The sequence below is a fragment of the Bacillus sp. FSL K6-3431 genome (assembly GCF_038002605.1).
Taxonomy (GTDB): domain Bacteria; phylum Bacillota; class Bacilli; order Bacillales; family Bacillaceae_C; genus Lederbergia.
In genome coordinates this window covers 804,269-823,964 of the sequence record NZ_JBBOCT010000001.1, presented here as the reverse complement: position 1 = coordinate 823,964, position 19,696 = coordinate 804,269, and the positions used below count along the sequence as shown (strand labels likewise).

The 19,696-nt window shown below is 36.5% G+C and carries 17 protein-coding genes and 1 pseudogene; 13 read left to right on the top strand and 5 right to left on the bottom strand.

Translation table 11 applies throughout. The annotated features are described in order from the left end of the window. Nucleotides 1-111: 111 nt before the first annotated feature. From nadA to nadB, 3 genes are read right to left on the bottom strand one after another with little or no spacing between them, the layout of a single operon-like run. Nucleotides 112-1,206 carry a quinolinate synthase NadA gene (gene nadA, locus MHB53_RS04125; protein WP_340915888.1) on the bottom strand — a complete coding sequence of 365 codons (1,095 nt, stop codon included), beginning with the start codon at nt 1,204-1,206 and terminating at the stop codon, nt 112-114. Further along, nucleotides 1,206-2,057: a carboxylating nicotinate-nucleotide diphosphorylase gene (gene nadC, locus MHB53_RS04120; protein WP_340915887.1), complete on the bottom strand. Its 852-nt coding sequence runs from the start codon at nt 2,055-2,057 to the stop codon at nt 1,206-1,208. The genes nadA and nadC overlap by 1 nt, the downstream gene beginning before the upstream one ends. Then, a complete protein-coding gene (gene nadB / locus MHB53_RS04115; RefSeq protein WP_340915886.1) occupies nt 2,054-3,646 on the bottom strand; it encodes an L-aspartate oxidase in 1,593 nt (530 codons plus the stop codon). The genes nadC and nadB overlap by 4 nt, the downstream gene beginning before the upstream one ends. 106 nt (nt 3,647-3,752) lie before the next feature. On the opposite strand from nadB, the gene MHB53_RS04110 reads away from it, so the two are divergent. The 4 genes from MHB53_RS04110 to MHB53_RS04095 all read left to right on the top strand — a co-directional run bounded on the left by MHB53_RS04110 (nt 3,753) and on the right by MHB53_RS04095 (nt 8,211). Next, a complete protein-coding gene (locus tag MHB53_RS04110; RefSeq protein WP_340915885.1) occupies nt 3,753-4,883 on the top strand; it encodes an IscS subfamily cysteine desulfurase in 1,131 nt (376 codons plus the stop codon). A gap of 323 nt (nt 4,884-5,206) precedes the next feature. Further along, nucleotides 5,207-6,271: a 23S rRNA (adenine(2503)-C(2))-methyltransferase RlmN gene (rlmN, locus tag MHB53_RS04105; RefSeq protein WP_340915884.1), complete on the top strand. Its 1,065-nt coding sequence runs from the start codon at nt 5,207-5,209 to the stop codon at nt 6,269-6,271. A gap of 133 nt (nt 6,272-6,404) precedes the next feature. Continuing rightward, nucleotides 6,405-6,938, top strand: a complete 534-nt coding sequence (locus MHB53_RS04100; RefSeq protein WP_340915883.1) for a sigma-70 family RNA polymerase sigma factor — start codon at nt 6,405-6,407, stop codon at nt 6,936-6,938. Then, nucleotides 6,931-8,211, top strand: a complete 1,281-nt coding sequence (locus tag MHB53_RS04095; protein ID WP_340915882.1) for a DUF4179 domain-containing protein — start codon at nt 6,931-6,933, stop codon at nt 8,209-8,211. Before MHB53_RS04100 ends, MHB53_RS04095 begins: the two co-directional genes overlap by 8 nt. A gap of 120 nt (nt 8,212-8,331) precedes the next feature. Here MHB53_RS04095 and serC read toward each other — a convergent pair whose 3' ends face one another. Continuing rightward, nucleotides 8,332-9,435 carry a 3-phosphoserine/phosphohydroxythreonine transaminase gene (gene serC / locus MHB53_RS04090; RefSeq protein ID WP_340915881.1) on the bottom strand — a complete coding sequence of 368 codons (1,104 nt, stop codon included), beginning with the start codon at nt 9,433-9,435 and terminating at the stop codon, nt 8,332-8,334. A 240-nt stretch (nt 9,436-9,675) separates the two neighbouring features. Here serC and MHB53_RS04085 point away from each other — a divergent pair, with 240 nt between their 5' ends. The 8 genes from MHB53_RS04085 to msrA all read left to right on the top strand — a co-directional run bounded on the left by MHB53_RS04085 (nt 9,676) and on the right by msrA (nt 17,339). Then, nucleotides 9,676-10,698, top strand: coding sequence for a fatty acid desaturase (locus MHB53_RS04085; protein WP_340915880.1), 1,023 nt, complete (start codon nt 9,676-9,678; stop codon nt 10,696-10,698). 134 nt (nt 10,699-10,832) lie between these two features. Continuing rightward, a complete protein-coding gene (locus MHB53_RS04080) occupies nt 10,833-11,387 on the top strand; it encodes a response regulator (protein ID WP_340915879.1) in 555 nt (184 codons plus the stop codon). 193 nt (nt 11,388-11,580) lie between these two features. Continuing rightward, on the top strand, nt 11,581-12,390 hold the full coding sequence (locus MHB53_RS04075) for an alpha/beta fold hydrolase (RefSeq protein WP_340915877.1): 810 nt from the start codon (nt 11,581-11,583) through the stop codon (nt 12,388-12,390). A gap of 288 nt (nt 12,391-12,678) precedes the next feature. After that, a complete protein-coding gene (locus MHB53_RS04070) occupies nt 12,679-13,305 on the top strand; it encodes a branched-chain amino acid aminotransferase (protein WP_340915876.1) in 627 nt (208 codons plus the stop codon). A gap of 127 nt (nt 13,306-13,432) precedes the next feature. Further along, the gene (locus MHB53_RS04065) at nt 13,433-14,362 is read left to right on the top strand and encodes a TRM11 family SAM-dependent methyltransferase (RefSeq protein WP_340924463.1); all 930 of its coding nucleotides are present in this window, start codon (nt 13,433-13,435) and stop codon (nt 14,360-14,362) included. A gap of 504 nt (nt 14,363-14,866) precedes the next feature. Then, entirely contained in the window at nt 14,867-15,664 is a 798-nt protein-coding gene (locus MHB53_RS04060) for a hypothetical protein (protein WP_340915875.1), read from the top strand. Nucleotides 15,665-15,683: 19 nt separating this feature from the next. Continuing rightward, nucleotides 15,684-16,568 (top strand): DUF3307 domain-containing protein, encoded by an 885-nt coding sequence (locus MHB53_RS04055; protein WP_340915874.1) that lies wholly within the window; start codon nt 15,684-15,686, stop codon nt 16,566-16,568. Nucleotides 16,569-16,706: 138 nt separating this feature from the next. Then, nucleotides 16,707-17,339: a peptide-methionine (S)-S-oxide reductase MsrA gene (gene msrA / locus MHB53_RS04050; RefSeq protein WP_340915873.1), complete on the top strand. Its 633-nt coding sequence runs from the start codon at nt 16,707-16,709 to the stop codon at nt 17,337-17,339. A 6-nt stretch (nt 17,340-17,345) separates the two neighbouring features. On the opposite strand, the gene MHB53_RS04045 is transcribed toward msrA, so the two are convergent. Further along, nucleotides 17,346-18,422, bottom strand: a complete 1,077-nt coding sequence (locus MHB53_RS04045) for an SGNH/GDSL hydrolase family protein (RefSeq protein WP_340915872.1) — start codon at nt 18,420-18,422, stop codon at nt 17,346-17,348. A 254-nt stretch (nt 18,423-18,676) separates the two neighbouring features. On the opposite strand from MHB53_RS04045, the pseudogene MHB53_RS04040 reads away from it, so the two are divergent. After that, nucleotides 18,677-19,695 (top strand): annotated as a pseudogene (locus MHB53_RS04040) (serine hydrolase domain-containing protein). The last annotated feature ends 1 nt before the right edge of the window (nt 19,696 follow it).

Sequence of the window (19,696 nt, the reverse complement as noted above, 5' to 3'; positions counted from 1 at the left end):
ATCTGAATTGTTTATTCAGCAGTGCTTGTGAAGATAGCTAGACTACAAAAAGAGGTAATCTAGCTATTCACTAAGCAAATACTTTCATTAGTTACTGCGTACATCCCACGTTTATAGCATTTTCTCCAATGCCATTTTCGCTTCACTAGCGGTTTTCGTATCCACTGTAATCTGATTTGGAATTCGACCTTCTAGGAGTGACTCTAGTGCCCATGTTAAATGCGGCAAGTCAATCCTGTTCATCGTCAAGCAAGGGCACATGTATGGATTTAATGAGACGATATCGCGATCAGAAAATTCTTTAATTAATCTGTTGACCAAATTCATTTCTGTGCCAATAGCCCATTTTGAGCCCGGCGCTGAAGCAGCGATTGTATCGATAATATATTTAGTTGACCCTGCATCATCAGAAGCATGCACGACTTCATACGTACATTCAGGATGAACAAGAATGCGGCGATCGGGCTCCTTCGTACGTAAATGATCAATATGTTTCGGTAAAAAGTTCATATGAACAGAACAGTGCCCTTTCCATAAAATTACTTTTACATCTTCGACTGGACAATTCAACTCTAGCTTGTGACGAATGGGATCCCAGATCGCCATTTCTTCTAGTTTAATACCAAGTTTCACTGCCGTATTTCTACCAAGATGTTGATCAGGTAAAAATAGCAATCTTTCTTTTTGCGACAAGGCCCAGCGGACCATATTTTCCGCATTAGACGATGTTACTGTTGCACCACCATATCTACCAACAAAAGCTTTAATTGCCGCAGTTGAATTTACATATGTCAGCGGGATAATCGTTTCTCCAAATACGCGTTCCAACTCTCCCCAAGCCCGCTCCGTTTGATCAATATCAGCCATATCAGCCATCGAACAACCGGCACGCATATCCGGAAGCACAACTACTTGTTTTACAGTCGATAAAATATCAGCGGTTTCGGCCATAAAATGTACACCACAAAAGACTAGATAGTCAGCTGATTGTTGTGCAGCAATTTGTGCTAGCTGTAAAGAATCACCAGTTGCATCAGCAAATTGAATTACTTCATCTTTTTGATAATGATGTCCTAAAATAAACAATCGGGAACCCAGCTTAGTTTTTGCTGCTAATGCTCGTGAATATAATTCATCCGCAGTTGCCTGCAAATAACTTTCAGGCATCGCATCGGCCGATACTAATTGCTCTAACATTGTTGTCATTACACTTCAACCTCTTTCTTAGAAATAGATAGGTTTAAGCTAATATCTAAACTTTTCACAGAATGTGTTAGCATTCCGAGTGAAATATAGTCGACACCCGTTTGGCCATATGCATATAGTCCGTCGATTGTAATACCTCCAGAAGCTTCCGTTTGTATAAAATCAGGAACAAATTGAACCCAATCGCGCACTGTATCTGGCGTTTGATTATCTAACATAATTACGTTTGGTCTCGCATCGATCGCTTCAAGTAGCTGCTCTTTCGATTCCACTTCTACCTCTATTGCAGTCATATGACCCACTTGTTCTCGCACAGATTTCACGGCTTCTAAGATTGAACCTGCAGCAGCAATATGGTTATCCTTTAGCATTACAGCATCATACAATCCATTACGATGATTATAGCCGCCACCGCAACGGACCGCATATTTTTCAAAGACACGTAGACCAGGAGTCGTTTTACGAGTATCAGTGATTCTTGTCGCTGAACCAGCTAAAGCTGACACACATAGGTTCGTAAGTGTTGCAATCCCACTCATGCGCTGCAGCAAATTTAACAATACACGCTCACCAGACAGCAACACATTCGTTGGCCCAGTAATCTCCGCAATCAAATCTCCTGGCTCAACCCAATCTCCATCTTGCTTTCCAAGTACAACTTTTACTTGCGGATCTAGGAGCTCATATCCATATGATAGAAGGGAAAGTCCACTAATCACACCAGACTCCTTTACACGAATCACTGCTTTACTATGTTGTAAGGATGGAAAAATCGTTGCTGATAGATCGCGATCCCCAATATCCTCAAGTAGAAAATCTTCCAGTGCTTTTTTTATTTTAATCGGATTCATTTTAGGATTGCCTCCTTTTTCTGATCATTTATTGTATGACGATTTAATTGACAGCAGCCGTTTTTACTGATTGCTATCACTTTTCCAGTCCAATTGGTATCATGGTGCACTGCATCCAACCGATAGTGAGCGCCTCTACTCTCCGTACGCAATAACGCTGATTTGGCAATTAAAAAAGAACTTGTTAAATGATGAGCAAGCTTCAACGTAGGTAAAGCAAGGTCCGAAAAAACATGTGCCGATAATTGTTGAATTGCTGGTGTTAATCTTTCTAGTAATCTTTCTAGACCTGCTTGATCCCGGATAATTCCCGCATAAGTTGTCATCATCTTTTTTATCTCTACAATCGATGGGAGGTTCACCATGTGATTTTGGAAAGGCTTAATGCCCGAAATGCTGAAATCATCATCTTTTTTGGATTGAATCGTCTGTGCAGCTCGTTCAGCGAATACTAGTGATTCTAATAAAGAATTACTTGCTAATCGATTGGCCCCATGCACACCTGTACAAGCAGTTTCACCAATCGCGTATAAGAAGGGAATACTCGTTTCACCCCATTCATTCGTTTGAATACCGCCCATATGAAAATGAGCACCAGGTCGAACCGGAATATTTTCCGTGAGCGGATTAATCGAGTGATCGAGACAATTTTGATAAATCGTCGGAAACTTCTTATTGAAACCTGTGATATCCTGAGCATTTAAAAATACCTTTTTCTGCCTTTGATAACTTGCTTCAATGGCCCGTGCCACAATATCACGGGGGGCTAGCTCCAGAGATGGATGAATGCCTTCCATGATTCGTTTTCCATCTTCATCCACCAACTGTGCACCTTCACCACGTACTGCTTCTGAAATTAAACCTTTTGATTTCCCATTTAGCTGCAGGATCGTCGGATGAAATTGCACGAACTCTAAATCAGTTAGTAAGGCTCCCGCATGATACGCAAGCGAAATCCCATCACCTGATGAGATTTCGGAATTGGATGTATGTTCATATAACTGCCCAATTCCACCTGTTGCTATAACGATATGTTTTCCATACATTCGTGATTTTTTCCCTAAATGGTCTAGCACGATTACCCCTGCACATCTGCCTTTAATAATAATCAATTCTATGACGACTAAATTAGCATGAAGTGACAGTTTGTTATTCGTTTTTGTTTGTAAAAAATCCATGATCCCTTTACCTGTTGCATCCCCACCTGAATGTAGAATTCTACGTTTTGAATGTGCAGCTTCTTGGCCAAAAGACCAGTTTCCGGATGGATTGCGGTCAAATAATAAACCTTCCTCGATCAACGTTTGCACCGATTGTTTCCCTTCTGTCACAAGTAAATTGACTCGCTCAATATCTGCATGGTCATTGGCAACTGCAATCGTGTCCTCGAAATGTGCTTCGGGATGATCATCATTCGCTAATGCAGCTGCAATCCCGCCTTGAGCAATAACAGAATTACTTACATTCGGCTCTGCTTTTGTGATACAAGCAATCTTCATGGAAGCTGGAAGTCTGTGTGCCAACATTTTCCCCGCAATACCACCACCGACAATAATAACATCAAATAATTTCACAGAATAATCGTCCATTGTATACACCTAACTTTACACATGACTTTACATACATCTTGACACTATTAATACCATATAGTTACACTGAAAACAAGATTTATTTTTAAGTAGGAGGGAATTCGAGATGATTTTTTTAGATTATGCTTCCACAACACCACCTCGTCAAGAGTCATTGTTAGCATATACAGAAGCGGCGCAACGATGTTGGGGAAATACGCAAAGCTTGCATGATGTAGGATCGGAAGCAAATGAGTTGTTACAATCATGTCGTCAAATAATCGCAGGCCTGACTGGAGCTCGCCATGAAGGAATATATTTTACAGGAAGTGCCTCAGAAGCGAATCAATTAGCCATTCGTTCCTTATTAAGAGGTAGACCGAAACAGCTAAAAGAAATTGTGACGATTAAAATGGAGCATGCCTCCGTATTGAACACGATGAACGAGCTTGAGAAGGAAGGTTACTCGATTCGTTATCTTCCTGTTGATGAAAATGGGATCATTTCGATCGATCAATATAAAAAAATAGTTAGCAGCAGGACAGCGCTTGTTGTCATTCAGTATGTCAATTCAGAAATGGGCGCTATTCAATCCATACAAACACTTGCTACTTGGGCAAAATCAGCCGGCGTTCCTTTTCACTGTGATGCTGTTCAAGCGCTCGGTAAATTGCCAGTTAATCTAAAAGAAATGAACGTAACATCAGCCGTTTTTTCCGCGCATAAATGTTTCGGGCCTAAAGGAGTGGGAATTGCATATGTTGATCCATCTGTACATTGGCAGGCTGTCTATGAAGGTACGACGCATCAAGCAGGTTTTCGAGCGGGTACTGTAGATGTACCGAGCATTGCCGCAGCGACCATTGCTTGTAAACTTGCTGTGGAGGAACAGGACATCTCCTATTCACATGCAAAAAATGTAGAAAAATATATAGAGGGACAACTGAAATCATTAGTTTACCCGGTTTGTTTAACGGGGAAAAAGGGGAAGAGATCGCCGTTTATATATGGATTAATGTTACCTAATATCGAGGGCCAATGGATTATGCTCGAGTGTAATCGCAATCAAATCGCGATTTCAACAGGGACAGCATGTAAAATAGGATTTGGGGAGGCGGCTTCTGCGATGGCAGCAATCGGTTACGAAGCAGATGACACAAGGCGGTTTATTAGAATCTCCATCCATAAACAAACAACATTAGCAGATATAGATGCATTTATTTCTCTTGTAGAGGAAGTTCAAAAAGTCACCAAATGATAAACGGCGAATTTCTTCGTTGCTCGGTTTTTCCGGTTCTCACGTATTAAAAGCATACGCTCCGATCCTCAAAACCTTCGCGTCTCGAACTTCTTGTTTCTAATTTGGCGCCTTTTTGAACACGCACTTATGAACAAGTCACTTGAACCCGCTGCTAAGACTAAACAACCAAAACTTGTAACATGTAAAAACCTTTAAAGTAGTGCTTATATGACGGATGATTTAGGAAAATGGTAAATAAATCATACTATCAGTTGTTTCATTATCCTAATTTTAGTAGTATAATAATTGAATTGTACTTTTTTGAAATGAGGATTACTAAAATGAAGAAATCGATTTATGGTTTAACGAAGGATCAGCTGACAGAGTGGTTATTGGAACAAGGTCAGAAAAAATATCGTGCTGAGCAAATTTGGGATTGGTTATATAAAAAACGTGTAACAAGTTTTTCAGATATGAAGAATGTCAATAAAGAATGTTTGCAAATATTAGAAGATCATTTTGATGTTCAAACATTAGAACAATCTGTAAAGCAAGAGTCTGAGGATGGAACAATCAAATTTTTATTTAAAATGCAAGATGGTAATTTGATTGAAACGGTATTAATGAGCTTTAATTATGGTCTTTCGGTTTGTGTTACGACACAAGTAGGTTGTAATATCGGATGTAGCTTCTGCGCAAGTGGATTATTGAAGAAGAACCGCGACTTAAATGGCGGAGAAATCGTTGAGCAAATAATGAAGGTACAGCAGCATCTTGATGAAAAAGGGAAAGACGAGCGAGTGAGTAATATTGTCGTGATGGGGATTGGCGAACCGTTCGACAATTATGATAACTTGATGGACTTTCTCCGTGTTGTCAACGATCCTAATGGACTAGCAATTGGTGCTAGACATATTACTGTGTCCACAAGTGGAATCGTCCCGAAAATGTACAAATTTGCTGATGAGGACCTACGAATCAATTTAGCCTTGTCTTTACATGCTCCAAACGATGAATTGCGTACAAGAGTGATGAAAATCAACAGAGCATATCCGATAGCTAAATTAATGGAAGCCGTTGATTATTATACACAAAAAACGAATCGAAGAATTACGATCGAGTATATATTATTAAGAGATGTCAATGATCATGTAGAAGAAGCGCAGCAACTTGCGAAGTTGCTTCAATCAAGACGCCATCTGGCATACGTGAATTTAATCCCTTACAATCCAGTTGATGAACATGGCCAATATCAAAGAAGCGAAAAAAATGCGATTCTCGCGTTTTATGATACATTAATGAAAAAAGGGATTCAGTGTGGCGTTCGTCATGAACAAGGAACGGACATTGATGCCGCATGTGGACAGCTTAGAAGTAAGCAAATTAAAAAAACGAAAGCAGTTTAATATGCATAAAGAACCGTATCTATTCATGTAGGTACGGTTTTTTCGTATGTTCCCGAAAAGAATATGATAATTTTTTTTATAAAATGAACTTTTTTTCACGATCAAGACTCTTATAGGGAAGAGAGGTGAAAGCATGAATGTAGTTCGATTGGTGAAAAAAGCGAAAAAGGGAAATAAAGAAGCATTGCTTCAATTAATTATGGCTGAAAAAGATGTTTATTATAAGCTTGCTCTCACTTATATGGGGAATACGCATGATGCAATGGATGCGATGGAGGAAATGATTGTAAAATTATATGAAAAGATGGATCAGCTCAAAAAAGAAGAAGCTTTTTACAGCTGGAGTAAAACGATTTTGGTAAACGGTTGTAAAACCTCGCTTCGCAAACAAAAAGAACTGGTGTTATTAGATGATTGGGATACAGCTAGTGAAGAAAAAGCAGACGATCCTTATATTAAAAGTGATCAGCAAATGGATATCCAAGGACTGTTATTACATGTAAATGAACATCAAAAAGAAGCTATCCAATTAAAATATTTTCATGATCTTAATTACAAAACAATCGCTGATATCACAAATGTTTCGATTGGAACGGTTAAATCACGAATTTTCCAAGGTTTGAAAAAGCTAAGAGAACATTATATGAGGGGTGATGTGGATGAATAACATCGAAAAACGATTAGCTGAAGAGAAGAAACGGATGGACTCCATCGCAGCACCAAAAGAATTAGAAATGAGATTAAGGAGTGCTTTAAATACTACTACTCCAAAAAGAACGAAACGAATCGCACCTTTTTGGAAGATAGCAGCAGTCACCCTATTCTTTATGGTCGTTGTTGGATACCAATACAATGCTTTTGCCTTTTATGGCAAGAAGCTACTTGGATTTGATGAAGTGATTGATGGTACGCTAAAAGAATTAAATGATAAAGGTATGGGACAAATTGTAGAGAAAAAGATCGAGCTAGTAGACGGAACAGATTTGATCATTAATGGAGTGATGACAGATGCAAATCAATTGGTTATGTATTACACATTAACTAATCAAAAAGGGATAGAAGAAGGTTTTTTTACACCTTCAAGAATAACCGGTTTTTTAACGAACTCACATGCAGCAAGTGGCTCGACAGTAATAAATGAGGATCAAACTGAAGTAAAAGGAACGATGTCATTTGAGTCCGTAAGTCCATTCTCAAAAAAATTAACACTACACCTTTTGCAACATGTACAGAACGATCAAATAATAGAAGACAGTATTACTTTTCCTTATAATCCAAACAAAGCAATGCAAACAGAAATTAAACAGTCGATAAAGAAAACGATGAAAGTCGACAAAGGCACGATTACACTCCGTTCAATCACAGCGACTCCAACATTGACAGTGATTGATGGATCGTTGAATGTGGAGAACTTTGATCGAGTTAATTATGCATTACACGGTATAGAATTAATTGCTAATGGGGAGCCAATTGAAATAATCGGCAGTGGCAGTCAATCTTCACTTAGAGGTAGAAAGTTTGATCTTCGCTATGATGCATTGCCAGAAAAGCTAACTTCACTAGAATTAGTAATGAAAGAATTTACCGGATATCAAATGCTAGAAGAAAAGATATCTCTCAATTCCATTGGCGATAAGCCGATGACCCTAGATGGGAAAGAATTATGGGTGAAAGATGTGTCAACGACGTCACAAGGTGTTGAAATAACAATTGCAACAGAGGATGATGTCATGCTTGATGGCGTGTCCATAGAAACGAAAGGCGAGTCAATCCCTTTAAAAACAACCGTAAATGAAAACTATATAAAGCAAGAAGATGGAAGGGAATTGAAGGAACGCACCTTGATATTTAATACAAAGAATGAGCCAGAGTACCTGTTAATAGAAGGTATGCACTACATGAAAGCATACAATTATGTAATTAAGATACCGGTTGATTAGTGATGTTGAAGCTAGATCACAAAAGTTTTCCTGAAAAGACTTTTACTTTTCTCTAAGAAAAAAAAGAAGCACTCATCATTTGAGTGCTTCTTCTATATAGGTACATTCTGCAAAATGTATTTAGTTCACGTCGTTTTCTTTTTGAAATTCAATCATGAATTCGCTAAGAGCTTTACATGCTTCAAATGGCACGGCATTATATGTAGATGCACGGCACCCGCCAACGGAACGATGACCATTAAGACCAACAAATCCTTCATCCTTTGCCTCAGATAAAAATTTCTTTTCTAGCTCTTCGCTTGGAAGATTGAAGGTAATATTCATAAGTGAACGGCTAGCGCGTTCTGCATGCCCTACATAGAAACCGTTACTATTGTCGATCGCATCATAAATCAATTTCGCTTTTTCTTCATTTTGCTTAGCAATTGCATCTAATCCACCAGATTTTTCGATCCAACGAAGTACTTCTCCAAGCATATATATACCAAAAGTAGGAGGTGTATTGTACAAAGAGTTACTTTTTACATGCGTGTCATACTTTAATATCGTTGGTAGATTCTGATTCGCTTTCTCAAGTAAATCTTTTCGAATAATAACAACTGTTAAACCTGATGGGCCAAGGTTCTTTTGAGCTCCTGCATAAATCATCGCAAATTTATTAATATCTATTGATTTGGACATAATATCACTAGACATATCTGCTATTAATGGAACATCACCAGTATCAGGAAATGCTTGCCACTGTGTGCCATAAATAGTGTTATTTGACGTTAAATGGACGTAAGCATCGCTATTGTTATATTTCAGTTCATTCAACTCGGGAATACGATGATACTTTGTATCTTTTGTGCTAGCTACCTCATAAGGTTCTCCAAATAGTTTCGCCTCAGAAAAAGCTTTTTCTGACCAAGAACCCGTCATTACATAACCAACTTTTTGCTCTGATTGTAAAAAGTTCATGGGAATCATGGAGAACTGAAGGCTTCCACCACCTTGGAGGAAAAGCACTTCATAATTTTCTGGAATCTCAAACAAACCCTTTAAACGGTCGATCGCTTCATTATGTACAGCTTCATATACTGGGCTCCGATGACTTAATTCCATCACCGACATACCAGTACCTTTAAAATCGATTAGTTCTTGTTGTGCTTTTTCAAGAACGTCTAACGGAAGTGCTGATGGACCAGCGTTAAAATTGTATGCACGTTGAATAGTATGTTTCAAATTTCTCACTCCTGTATGTACTTTTCCTTTGAATTATACACCGTATGTAACGTTTTGTGTTAATAATCCCTATCTTTTTATTAAATCCCTGTTGTGACGGTAATTCTTTAGTAGTTGGAAAACATTCACAGCATACATGACATATATCATGGTTTGTCCATGACAGCTATGTCTACAAAAGCAAGTTTTATTCGTTTATCATAATGATTACAAAGGTAAGAAAGAAAGGAAGTATACAATATGAAAAAACAAGAGGCAAAAGCTTTACGTAAAGAAATCGCGCCTTATGAAAAAGCTAATACAAAAAATAGTGTACGCCAAGTAATTAATACATTTGTTCCGTTTTTTATATTATGGATACTGGCTTATCAAAGTCTCTCCATATCTTATTTCCTAGCACTAGCTATATGTATTATCAATGCAGGCTTTTTAGTACGGATCTTCATTATTTTTCACGATTGTACCCATGGATCATTTTTTAAAAATCGTCGTGTCAACCAAATACTCGGTACGGTAAGTGGTGTTTTAACTTTATTTCCTTATGAACAATGGAAACGAAGTCACTCGATTCATCACGCAACGAGTAGTAATCTGGACAAGCGAGGAACTGGCGATGTTTGGGTAATGACAATCGACGAATTTTTAGAAGCGACACCTATGCGCAAATTGGCATACCGAATATACCGTAATCCAATTATTATGTTTGGTGTAGGACCAATATATGCTTTCCTCATTTCTAACCGTTTCAATGTAAAAGATGCACGAAAAAAAGAACGAAATAACACGTATTTAACAAATATATTAATTGTAGGTATTTCCGCTTTGCTTTGTTGGACAATTGGCTGGCAGTCATTTGTGTTAATACAGTTTCCTATCTTCTTTATTTCTGGCTCATTAGGTATATGGCTTTTTTATGTGCAACATCAGTTTGAAGATTCGTATTTTGAGAACCAGGAAGAATGGGATTACGTAAAAGCCGCAATGGATGGTAGTTCGTATTATAAACTTCCAAAAGTGTTACAGTGGTTGACTGGAAATATTGGTTTCCATCATATTCATCATTTAAGTCCAAGAGTTCCAAATTACTATTTGGAAAAAGTTCATAATAGTAATCCACCTTTGCAAGACGTACAAACTATTACAATAAAAACAAGCTTGCGGTCTTTACATTTTCGTTTATGGGACGAAGAGAACAAACATTTCATCGGTTTTAAAGATCTTAAGGCGATAACGGAACGCCGTAGGGCACTACGCTCAAGCTAAGATTCGTAGGTTTCATCTAATGAAAGTTTAAAGGCGAGACGGAATAGTTAAACTCCTTTGTCGTCAAAGATCTCGATGACAAGGAGTTTTTCTTTTATAAACGGTGGAAAAAAACAAAAAAAGGAGCTAATTATTTGATTCGAATTGTTATCGCAGAAGACGAGCCAATGATGTTAGGCACCTTAGGTTCTCTAATAAATTTGGAAGCAGATATGGAAGTCATTGGTACTGCTAGTAATGGAGAAGAGGCGATTTCTCTTGTTCAGCAAAATAAACCGGATGTTTGTATCATGGATAATGATATGCCTGGAAAAAGTGCGATTGAAGCTGCTGAAGTGTTAAAAGATGAAGGATGTAAAATAATCATTTTAACTACTTTTGCACGATCGGGTTTTGTTGAACTAGCTTTAAAGGGTGATGTGAGTGGTTATTTATTGAAAGATAGCCCAAGTCATGAATTAATGACCTCGATCCGCAGTATCGTTACAGGGGCGCGGATCTATGCTTCCGAACTAAACGATAATGTAACAAGTGAAGAAGATCCTATTGCTATTTCTGAAAAGACAAAGCTCGAGCTTGTTGCAGATTGTGAAGATGCAAAAGAAAATACACAACAGATTCATGGTAAATCCAGGTATATGCGAAACTACTTTTCGCATATATTCAATAAAAGGAATATCAAACCGTAACTAAAATAGCAATACAGAGAAGCTGCATAATATGTAGCTTTTTCTGTTTTTCTTTTGGTGTTTTTATCTACCACTCCAGTATCTTCTTTATACATAACGAATATCTCATGGACAAATTTCCCAAGTTGATTATTTTCATACGATAACGTTAGGCGTTTGACTACAACGTTATATCAAAAAATGGGAGGGGCATATGGGCTACTATATTACTGTAGAAAGAAATGTGAATATTTTTGTTGAAGATATTAATCCTAATCAGAAAAAGACAATTTTATTCATTCACGGATGGCCAGTAAACCATACCATGTTTGAATACCAGCTAAACCAACTCCCCAATATGGGGTACCGCTGTATTGCGCTAGATTTGCGAGGGTACGGAAAATCGGATCGCCCATGGAATGATTATTCATATGATCGTTTAGCAGATGATATACGCATGGTTATTGATACGCTTGAATTAGAAGATATCATTCTTGCTGGCTTTTCTATGGGCGGAGCAATTTCCATTCGGTATATGGCTCGACATCAGGCACATAAAGTAGCTAAATTAGGGCTTATAAGTGCAGCAGCACCTGTTTTCACTAAACGGCCAGACTTTCCGTATGGTCTAGAAATGGATGAAGTAAATAAACTAATCAAAGATACTTATTCGGATCGTCCGAAAATGCTAGCTGATTTTGGTAACATTTTTTTTGAACGCTATTTAACCGAGGAATTTAAAGACTGGTTCCGGGGTCTTGGAATCGAAGCATCAGGCCATGCAACGGCTATGGGCTTGATTTCCCTTCGCGATGAAGATCTGCGGCAAAATTTATCAAGTATTCATACACCGACAACCATTTTCCATGGGAAACAAGACAAAATCTGTCCATTTGTGCTTGCTGAGTTGATGCATGATGGAATTAGCGGCTCCAAGCTCATTCCATTTACATTCAGTGGACATGGGCTATTTTACGATGAATTAGAAAAATTTAATGAAGAACTTCTTCGTTTTATTGGATAACCTACTAATAGCTGATTGAAACTGGAAAATCCCCAAGTCAATAGTATGGGGATTTTTTTCTTTGGTGAATGTAAATACATCTAAATGGGTTTTCATACCGAAAATGCGAGGTTTATAAAAGCATTTATGCATAAAAATAAGAAAAGGCACGTTTATCCTCAACAATCCAGCAGGGAAATAACATTTTGTACGGACACAAGCTCATTGTGAAATCAAGACTAAATAGACAATATAGGATATACTTGTGTAAAGAAACAACAACCGGATTCATTCAGGAGGACCTAAAATATGTTACAAAAACAGATGAAAAAATATATAACTGACGTATTAGAATCAATAGAAAGCCAACAGGGTCTACATAAATTGAAATTATTTAAAGAAGAAAAAGATTATGCGGAAAAACATAAGTTGATACCTGCTGATATAATGAAAAATATTACGTTGGTTGAAGAAGATGCTCTTTCTCGTTTTACAGATGCCATAATTGAACGATGTAATAAAGAGACAGAGGAATTAATTGCCAAAGAAGGACCCGACTTTTTACATCACCCAATAACAATATTAAATAAGAAGAAAGACGAATTTGTTTATATGGAATCTAAATGGTTTCATATAATAGATGCTGATGCGATTTCAATAGAAGCAGATGATGTTTTCGAAATATATTCAGTCATGCTAGGATTGAAAGTGCAGAAAAAATATCATGATTTAATAAAATCCTATTTTGAAAACAATTTACAAGGGCAGGAAGTAAAATTCAATATTTTATTTAATCATGATGATGGTTTATGGAATGTGAATTTTGCATTGGACTACATCGATGGGTTCAAGGAAGATTTCTCCATAGGGGAAGCCTATGGTTTACTATATCAATTTTTATTTACTCTAGTTGATACAATCGAGGAAGTAAAATAAGAGGAAATACTGCCTATGTGTTAGACATGAAGCAGCTTTGCAACCAATGGTTGGAGCGCTTTTTTTACGGAAAGAAAGTGGCGTCTTGCGCTTTTCTAATTTGGAGGGAATAGTTTTGGAAACACAAATGTTTATTTATACCTATAGCTGTCATGAAGATGAGCGAGACTTATGTCAGCTGGAAATGCGCGCTTTTTTCGGCATTGATTCCGATACGAATATATTAAAAAGTATAAAGGCGATTGATCCTGGCAGAAGTCCGTTCATGAAACAACGGATTGAAGTCATGTTTGAAGGGGAGAGCTTGCAGACTATTTTAGATCAAGTAAAAGAGATTAGCTTGGATGGATCTACCTTTAAAGTCACCTGTATGAACAATAATGATCTTGATGCAACGAAAAGACTTGGTCATGAACAAAGACGGCAAATTGAACGAGATATTGGTTTACAAATTGAAGGGGAGCCTGATTTTAAACAACCAGATAATCATTTCGGCATATTAATCTTTAAGGAACATTGGTATTTTGGGAAATATGAAAAAAGTGAAGCAGTCTGGCTACAACACGTAAAAAAACCGCGTAGCTACTCAACTGCATTAAGTACACGTGTCGCTCGTGCTGTTGCAAATATCGCCGTTCCTGAACCTAATGGGGTACGTGCAATTGATCCTTGTTGCGGCATCGGCACTGTATTGGTTGAAGCATTATCTATGGGGATCGATATCGTCGGTCGCGATATAAATCCACTAGTCGCCATTGGTTCAAGGGAGAATATCGCTTATTTTGGGCTCGAAGGTGATGTAACACTAGGTCCTATTTCTGATGTAACAACAAATTATGATGTCGTGATCATTGATATGCCTTATAATTTATTTACTCACATCACACCTGAGGAGCAGCTCTCGATTGTAAAACATGCACGACGTTTTGCCAAAAAGGCAGTGATCATTACCATTGAAACAATGGACCATATGCTAGAAGAAGCTGGATTCGAAATCATCGATCGCTGCTTAGCAAAAAAAGGATCGTTTTCTCGGCAAGTTCTTGTTTGTACTTAATGAACCGAGATGGGGAAAATGAGATAGAGGGTGCTTTTTTAGCATTTTTGAAGATATGAATTCGTTATCTCTATAGTTTTAATATAACTTTTAAACGATTTTATTTATGCGTTATGGAGTTTAAATTGAATATTAATCAACTTTTAGCATAACATCATCCACAAAAGGCGATGGTGTTATGCTAAAAGTAATTTTGGTGAAAAAATTCTATTTATTTGTAATACCATTATAATCCTTTTGAATAAAAGTGATTTTATTAGACTATCTAGGTATTAAGTAGTAGTGGAAATCTCCATATTCAAATACCTCTATCCTTATTCATTTCATGAATAGAAGAGCATTTTTAAGTCTTCTGCTAAACAAACGAATTCTAATTAAGTTCGACTATATAATCGAATTATTGGTATAATCGGTTATATAGTCGAATTTATTTAGGTGTGATAAATCATTCAACCATACAAAATGTAAATATAAAAAATAATACACTGATGAAGGGAGCACTATATGACTTATCCAATTTCCGTTTTTATCATGGATGTTAGTAATTCTTCCGAGGAGTACATAGGTGATGAATTAAGCAATTATCTTCAAAATTTGGAAGACAGGATATCTTTCTGGGCGAAAGACATCACAACTACTAAAGTAATTCACCGTTCTGGAGATGAATTAGTAGTCGTTAGTAGTGGCTACGCAACAGCTTATACTATTGCATTTTACATTAGTCGGATTTGGAAATTCAAAAATCACAAACCATATTTTGGTCTGTCCTTCGGAGACATTCAAAGAGAGGTAAACACCATTAATATAGAAACTTGGATTCATCCATTGATGAAGCAAGCAAGACATTCTAATGATTTACTTAAACAAAAGGGACAAAATAGACCGCAATTTAACTTTGAGCTAGATCAATATTATGCAAATAAATCCCTCGAGAACTATGATGTATATAGGGCAGAGTTTGAAACATTACTAAATGCCATTCTAACATTACAGCAACATCACATAAATGAACAAACAGACATCCAGTCCTTGGTCTGTTCTTTGTTTCTTTTTATTCAACAGCAGAATAAATTGGGCAGTTTTATTGGCAGATCTGCCTCGACTATTTCAAGTCACATGAAAAAAGGAAAGTGTGACGAAATTATTGGTGCCTTTAATAACATAGTTGATGTATTGAATTCCTTACAAGGTAATATGAATAGCTATTTAGAACTCAAACCGCAAACAATTAATGATCATTTACAGGACAATATTAAATCGATAGTAAACAAAAATATCCATGACTATTTTGTAATCAAATGATGGAGATAGGGGGAAAAGGATGCTTTTATTATGCCTCATTCTTGCACATCTAGTAGCAGACTTTTGGCTACAAACAGATGACATGGTGAAAAACAAGATGAATCAAATAAAAAAACATTTGCTTCACCACTTCATCACAACAGCGCTAGTATTAACAATCTTCTGGGGGTATTATTATCACTTTTCTAACATAGTTGGCTATCTTATTTTACCTTTATGCTTTGTTATCGTGACACATTTCATTATCGATGTATTGAAGATAAAACTGCTTGACACGATAAAAGCCACAAACGAAGATAATTTGAAAAAGTTAGGCTTTTTTTTATTAGATCAGTTGCTACACGTAATAATGCTTATCATCACCTGTACGATTTTCTTTCATATAAGAGCTATTACATTAGTGACTAGACTACTACAGTTACTAGGAGAAAATGACGGTATAAATAAATTAAATACTGTAAATGCACTTCTTCTTATTCTCATCATCTTTATTTTAGCTACGAGTGTAAGTGGTCATATGATTAAACTAATATTAGGATCGCTGCCATCTCAACTTGCAAATTTCGAAGGGAAATTCGCGTTTAAAAATAAATTAGCAGAAGCAAAGGACAGAAAAGCAACGGCCGAGCATGATTTTAGCGGAGAATATCATTATATTACCTATGCAAATCCTCTCCTTTCACGAGGAAGGCTAATTGGCTATATAGAAAGATTATTAGTTATCTTATTAACCATTGTTGGTGCATACCCAGCTATTGCTTTTATTGTAACCGCCAAATCCATTGCGCGTTTTAAACAGTTAGATGATCGAAATTGGGCAGAGTATTTCTTATTAGGTACATTATCCTCCATATTTTTAGGAACATTACTTGGTTTTTTATTAAAATTAATGATCAATGGATGACAGGCCAAATTAAAGATTGATTTCAATATACCTTTGTTTGATCCAAATGGAATCATTACAAAAATTGCGGTTAAATGTGCAAAAGGAAGTCCAATAACTAGAACAACTTAACATCTTTAATGGATGGGGGATTCCAGTATGAAGCAGTTACTTTCCGTTTGTTTATTATTTTTTCTCATAGCACTGATTACTGCCTGTTCACCTAATATCGAAAATAAGCATGGCTCAAACACGAAATCATTATCCAGTAATCCAAATCAAGACGTAGATTATTCACACAGTAAACTCGAAAAAATTTATTTAGCTGGAGGATGTTTTTGGGGTGTTGAGGCGTATTTTGCTCGTATATATGGTGTTAGTAATACCACATCTGGGTACGCTAATGGTTCTGGTGAAAATCCGGAATATGAAGAGGTTATAAAAGGAGATCAAGGATTTGTTGAAACTGTCCTCGTGGAATATGATCCACAGCGCGTATCGCTTACAGAGTTGTTAACCTATTACTTCAAAGTAGTCGATCCTACAAGTGTAAATAGGCAAGGAAATGACAAAGGCATCCAGTATCGAACAGGTATTTACTATGTTGATGAACAGAATGCCTCGATCATTTCAGCGTTAATAAAACAAGAACAGAAAAAATATGACGAAAAGATCGTTACGGAAGTTTTACCACTGAATAATTATTTCTTAGCTGAGGAATATCACCAGGATTATTTAGAGAAGAACCCTGGTGGATACTGCCACATTGATCTAAGTATATTGGATGAATAAATCAATTTAAAGAATCTTACGCAAAACGGGTGTTAATTTATTTGCGATACTCATAAAACCAAGGTCATTGGGATGTGTTCCATCTACAGTGCCTTCCACTTGATGTTCGCCTAATAAATCCGTTCCTTCGTAAAAATAAAGCTGCTTGTCCCCATCTTGTTTTAGTTGATTAATTAATTTTTTTTGGAAATCTAATCGTTCAAGACGATCATGATTTATATCGTTATTTACAATTTCCACAGCATATGGAAATTGCGATAGAACTAAAATAGGTATGTCGGGATGAGATTCGCGGTAAATACGAATAAACTCAGGTAATGTTTCCTTATATAAAGACGTGCTCACACAATTCGGTTCATAATCTAAAACCAAACATGCCGGATTTTCAATTTTACTAATTAACCTGGCCATATTCGGCTCGCCTTTCCCATTTCCAGAAAATCCGAGATTAATAAATTCCATATTTATTCGCCGACTTAATATATTTGTATACGCCATACCTGGTCGTGATGCACATCCACCTTGAGTAATAGAAGTACCATAGAATATTACTTTTTTATCACTATCATAATCAGGTGGAGCTCCTACTTGAGCGTTATTATTTATTCCGATTTCAATTTTTTCTACTCCTTGATAAAGCGGGAAATTCAGTGTAATTTCGATGAAATTATTATCTTGTCTTTCAAAAATAGTAATTTCATAATCCTCGTGTGTATGATCATATCTCGTTACATTACAAAACTGTTGTTGACTAGCTTCTCCTATATAACAATCAAAACCGCATTGCCCTGTAGCTGGCATATGACTCATATTCGCTTTTCCAATAAGTTTTACTTTAATTGCTAGCTTAGTAGCATCTGTTTGGAAGCGGATTTGCCCACCAGCAGTACAGTTAGCTAGTATATCTACCGGATCAGGAATCCCTAACGTAGGTTGTTGTGGTAATCTTCGGTACCGTCTTTCTTGATCAAACCATGCAAAACCACTTAATTTGAATGGGGAATCCCTAGGATCATACCAAATTACTGAATTTTCCTGCACCGTTTTTATTCCCATATCTTTGTCCAGTTTTTCAACCTTCATTTCTATCCCTCTTTCTAAAAAACATGTTACTAATATATTCTTTATTAGTAGTAAAAAACCCTTCACATAAATAAAGGAAATGGCAAAGCTATCATAGTAAGCTTAAAAAACAAGCATACTATAAAGTTAACTATATAATCGAAAATATTTGTATACAATTAATCTTTGTACAGTCCTATTAAATACGTTAGTATTGAAACTAGGTATTATGTTTGCATCCAGTTGGAGCAAATAAGATTCTTGGAGGACGAGAAATGCAACAGAAAATGTTATCAGTCGTTATGGATATTCATGAGTCTATAAAATTTTCAGGCACTACACTTATAATTCAAGATGGTGAAGCACCGATTATATCCAGCCGTGATTATGCAAATCGAGCAGAAGAAATAAACAATCAATCTGGAACGCGTTATGGCATTGCCTCTGGATGTAAACTTTTCACTGCCATTGCTATTTTTCAACTTGTCGAAGGAAAAATTTCATTCGATACAAGACTTTCAGAATGCTTGGACGATCATTTTCCGTATTTTTCGAAAAACATAACAGTACACCATTTACTAACCCATACGTCAGGAGTACCAGATTATTTTGATGAGGAAGTAATGGATGATTACGAAGATTTATGGAAAAATACCCCCATGTACAGTATTCGTCATTTAGAAAACTTTTTACCTTTTTTTCAAAATGAAAAAATGAAATTTTCACCAGGAAAACAATTTCATTATAATAATCTGGATTTATATTATTAGGTTTAATAGTAGAAAAAGTGAGTGGATTAATTTTTACTGATTATATAAAAGAGAATATCTTAAAAAAAGCGGGTATGAATAACTCCGGCTATTTTTCATTTGATTCTTTACCTAATAAAACAGCTCAGGGTTATATTGATTTTGAAGATGGAACATGGAAAACCAATATCTATTCCCTTCCTGTTATAGGAGGTTCTGATGGCGGAGCATACATAACTGTGGAAGACATGGCTTTGTTGTGGAAAGCTTTACTTACATATAATCTCTTAGGTGTAAAATATACCCAAAAGTTATTAACGCCATATGTTAAAAATGAGGATAACGAATATTATGGGTATGGAATATGGATAGAGAAGACGAATGAGACGATTTCCAAATATCATATTATGGGATATGACCCAGGCGTTAGCTTCCATTCTGCATATTATCCTGTATCAAATACTACATTGGTTGTGTGTTCAAATGCTTCCTCAGGTGCATTTGATGTTATGGAAGAGGTAGAGAGGATATTAAAAAACGACTGAT

Bases quoted from the DNA above. Each gene is read 5' to 3' on its own strand.
- msrA (WP_340915873.1), top strand. From the start codon at position 16,707: ATGAAGCAGTTACTTTCCGTTTGTTTATTATTTTTTCTCATAGCACTG.
- MHB53_RS04085 (WP_340915880.1), top strand. From the start codon at position 9,676: ATGAAAAAACAAGAGGCAAAAGCTTTACGTAAAGAAATCGCGCCTTAT.
- nadC (WP_340915887.1), bottom strand. From the start codon at position 2,057: ATGAATCCGATTAAAATAAAAAAAGCACTGGAAGATTTTCTACTTGAG.
- nadA (WP_340915888.1), bottom strand. From the start codon at position 1,206: ATGACAACAATGTTAGAGCAATTAGTATCGGCCGATGCGATGCCTGAA.
- MHB53_RS04070 (WP_340915876.1), top strand. From the start codon at position 12,679: ATGTTACAAAAACAGATGAAAAAATATATAACTGACGTATTAGAATCA.
- MHB53_RS04065 (WP_340924463.1), top strand. From the start codon at position 13,433: ATGTTTATTTATACCTATAGCTGTCATGAAGATGAGCGAGACTTATGT.
- MHB53_RS04095 (WP_340915882.1), top strand. From the start codon at position 6,931: ATGAATAACATCGAAAAACGATTAGCTGAAGAGAAGAAACGGATGGAC.
- MHB53_RS04055 (WP_340915874.1), top strand. From the start codon at position 15,684: ATGCTTTTATTATGCCTCATTCTTGCACATCTAGTAGCAGACTTTTGG.
- MHB53_RS04060 (WP_340915875.1), top strand. From the start codon at position 14,867: ATGACTTATCCAATTTCCGTTTTTATCATGGATGTTAGTAATTCTTCC.
- rlmN (WP_340915884.1), top strand. From the start codon at position 5,207: ATGAAGAAATCGATTTATGGTTTAACGAAGGATCAGCTGACAGAGTGG.
- MHB53_RS04110 (WP_340915885.1), top strand. From the start codon at position 3,753: ATGATTTTTTTAGATTATGCTTCCACAACACCACCTCGTCAAGAGTCA.
- MHB53_RS04100 (WP_340915883.1), top strand. From the start codon at position 6,405: ATGAATGTAGTTCGATTGGTGAAAAAAGCGAAAAAGGGAAATAAAGAA.
- nadB (WP_340915886.1), bottom strand. From the start codon at position 3,646: ATGGACGATTATTCTGTGAAATTATTTGATGTTATTATTGTCGGTGGT.
- MHB53_RS04075 (WP_340915877.1), top strand. From the start codon at position 11,581: ATGGGCTACTATATTACTGTAGAAAGAAATGTGAATATTTTTGTTGAA.
- MHB53_RS04045 (WP_340915872.1), bottom strand. From the start codon at position 18,422: ATGAAGGTTGAAAAACTGGACAAAGATATGGGAATAAAAACGGTGCAG.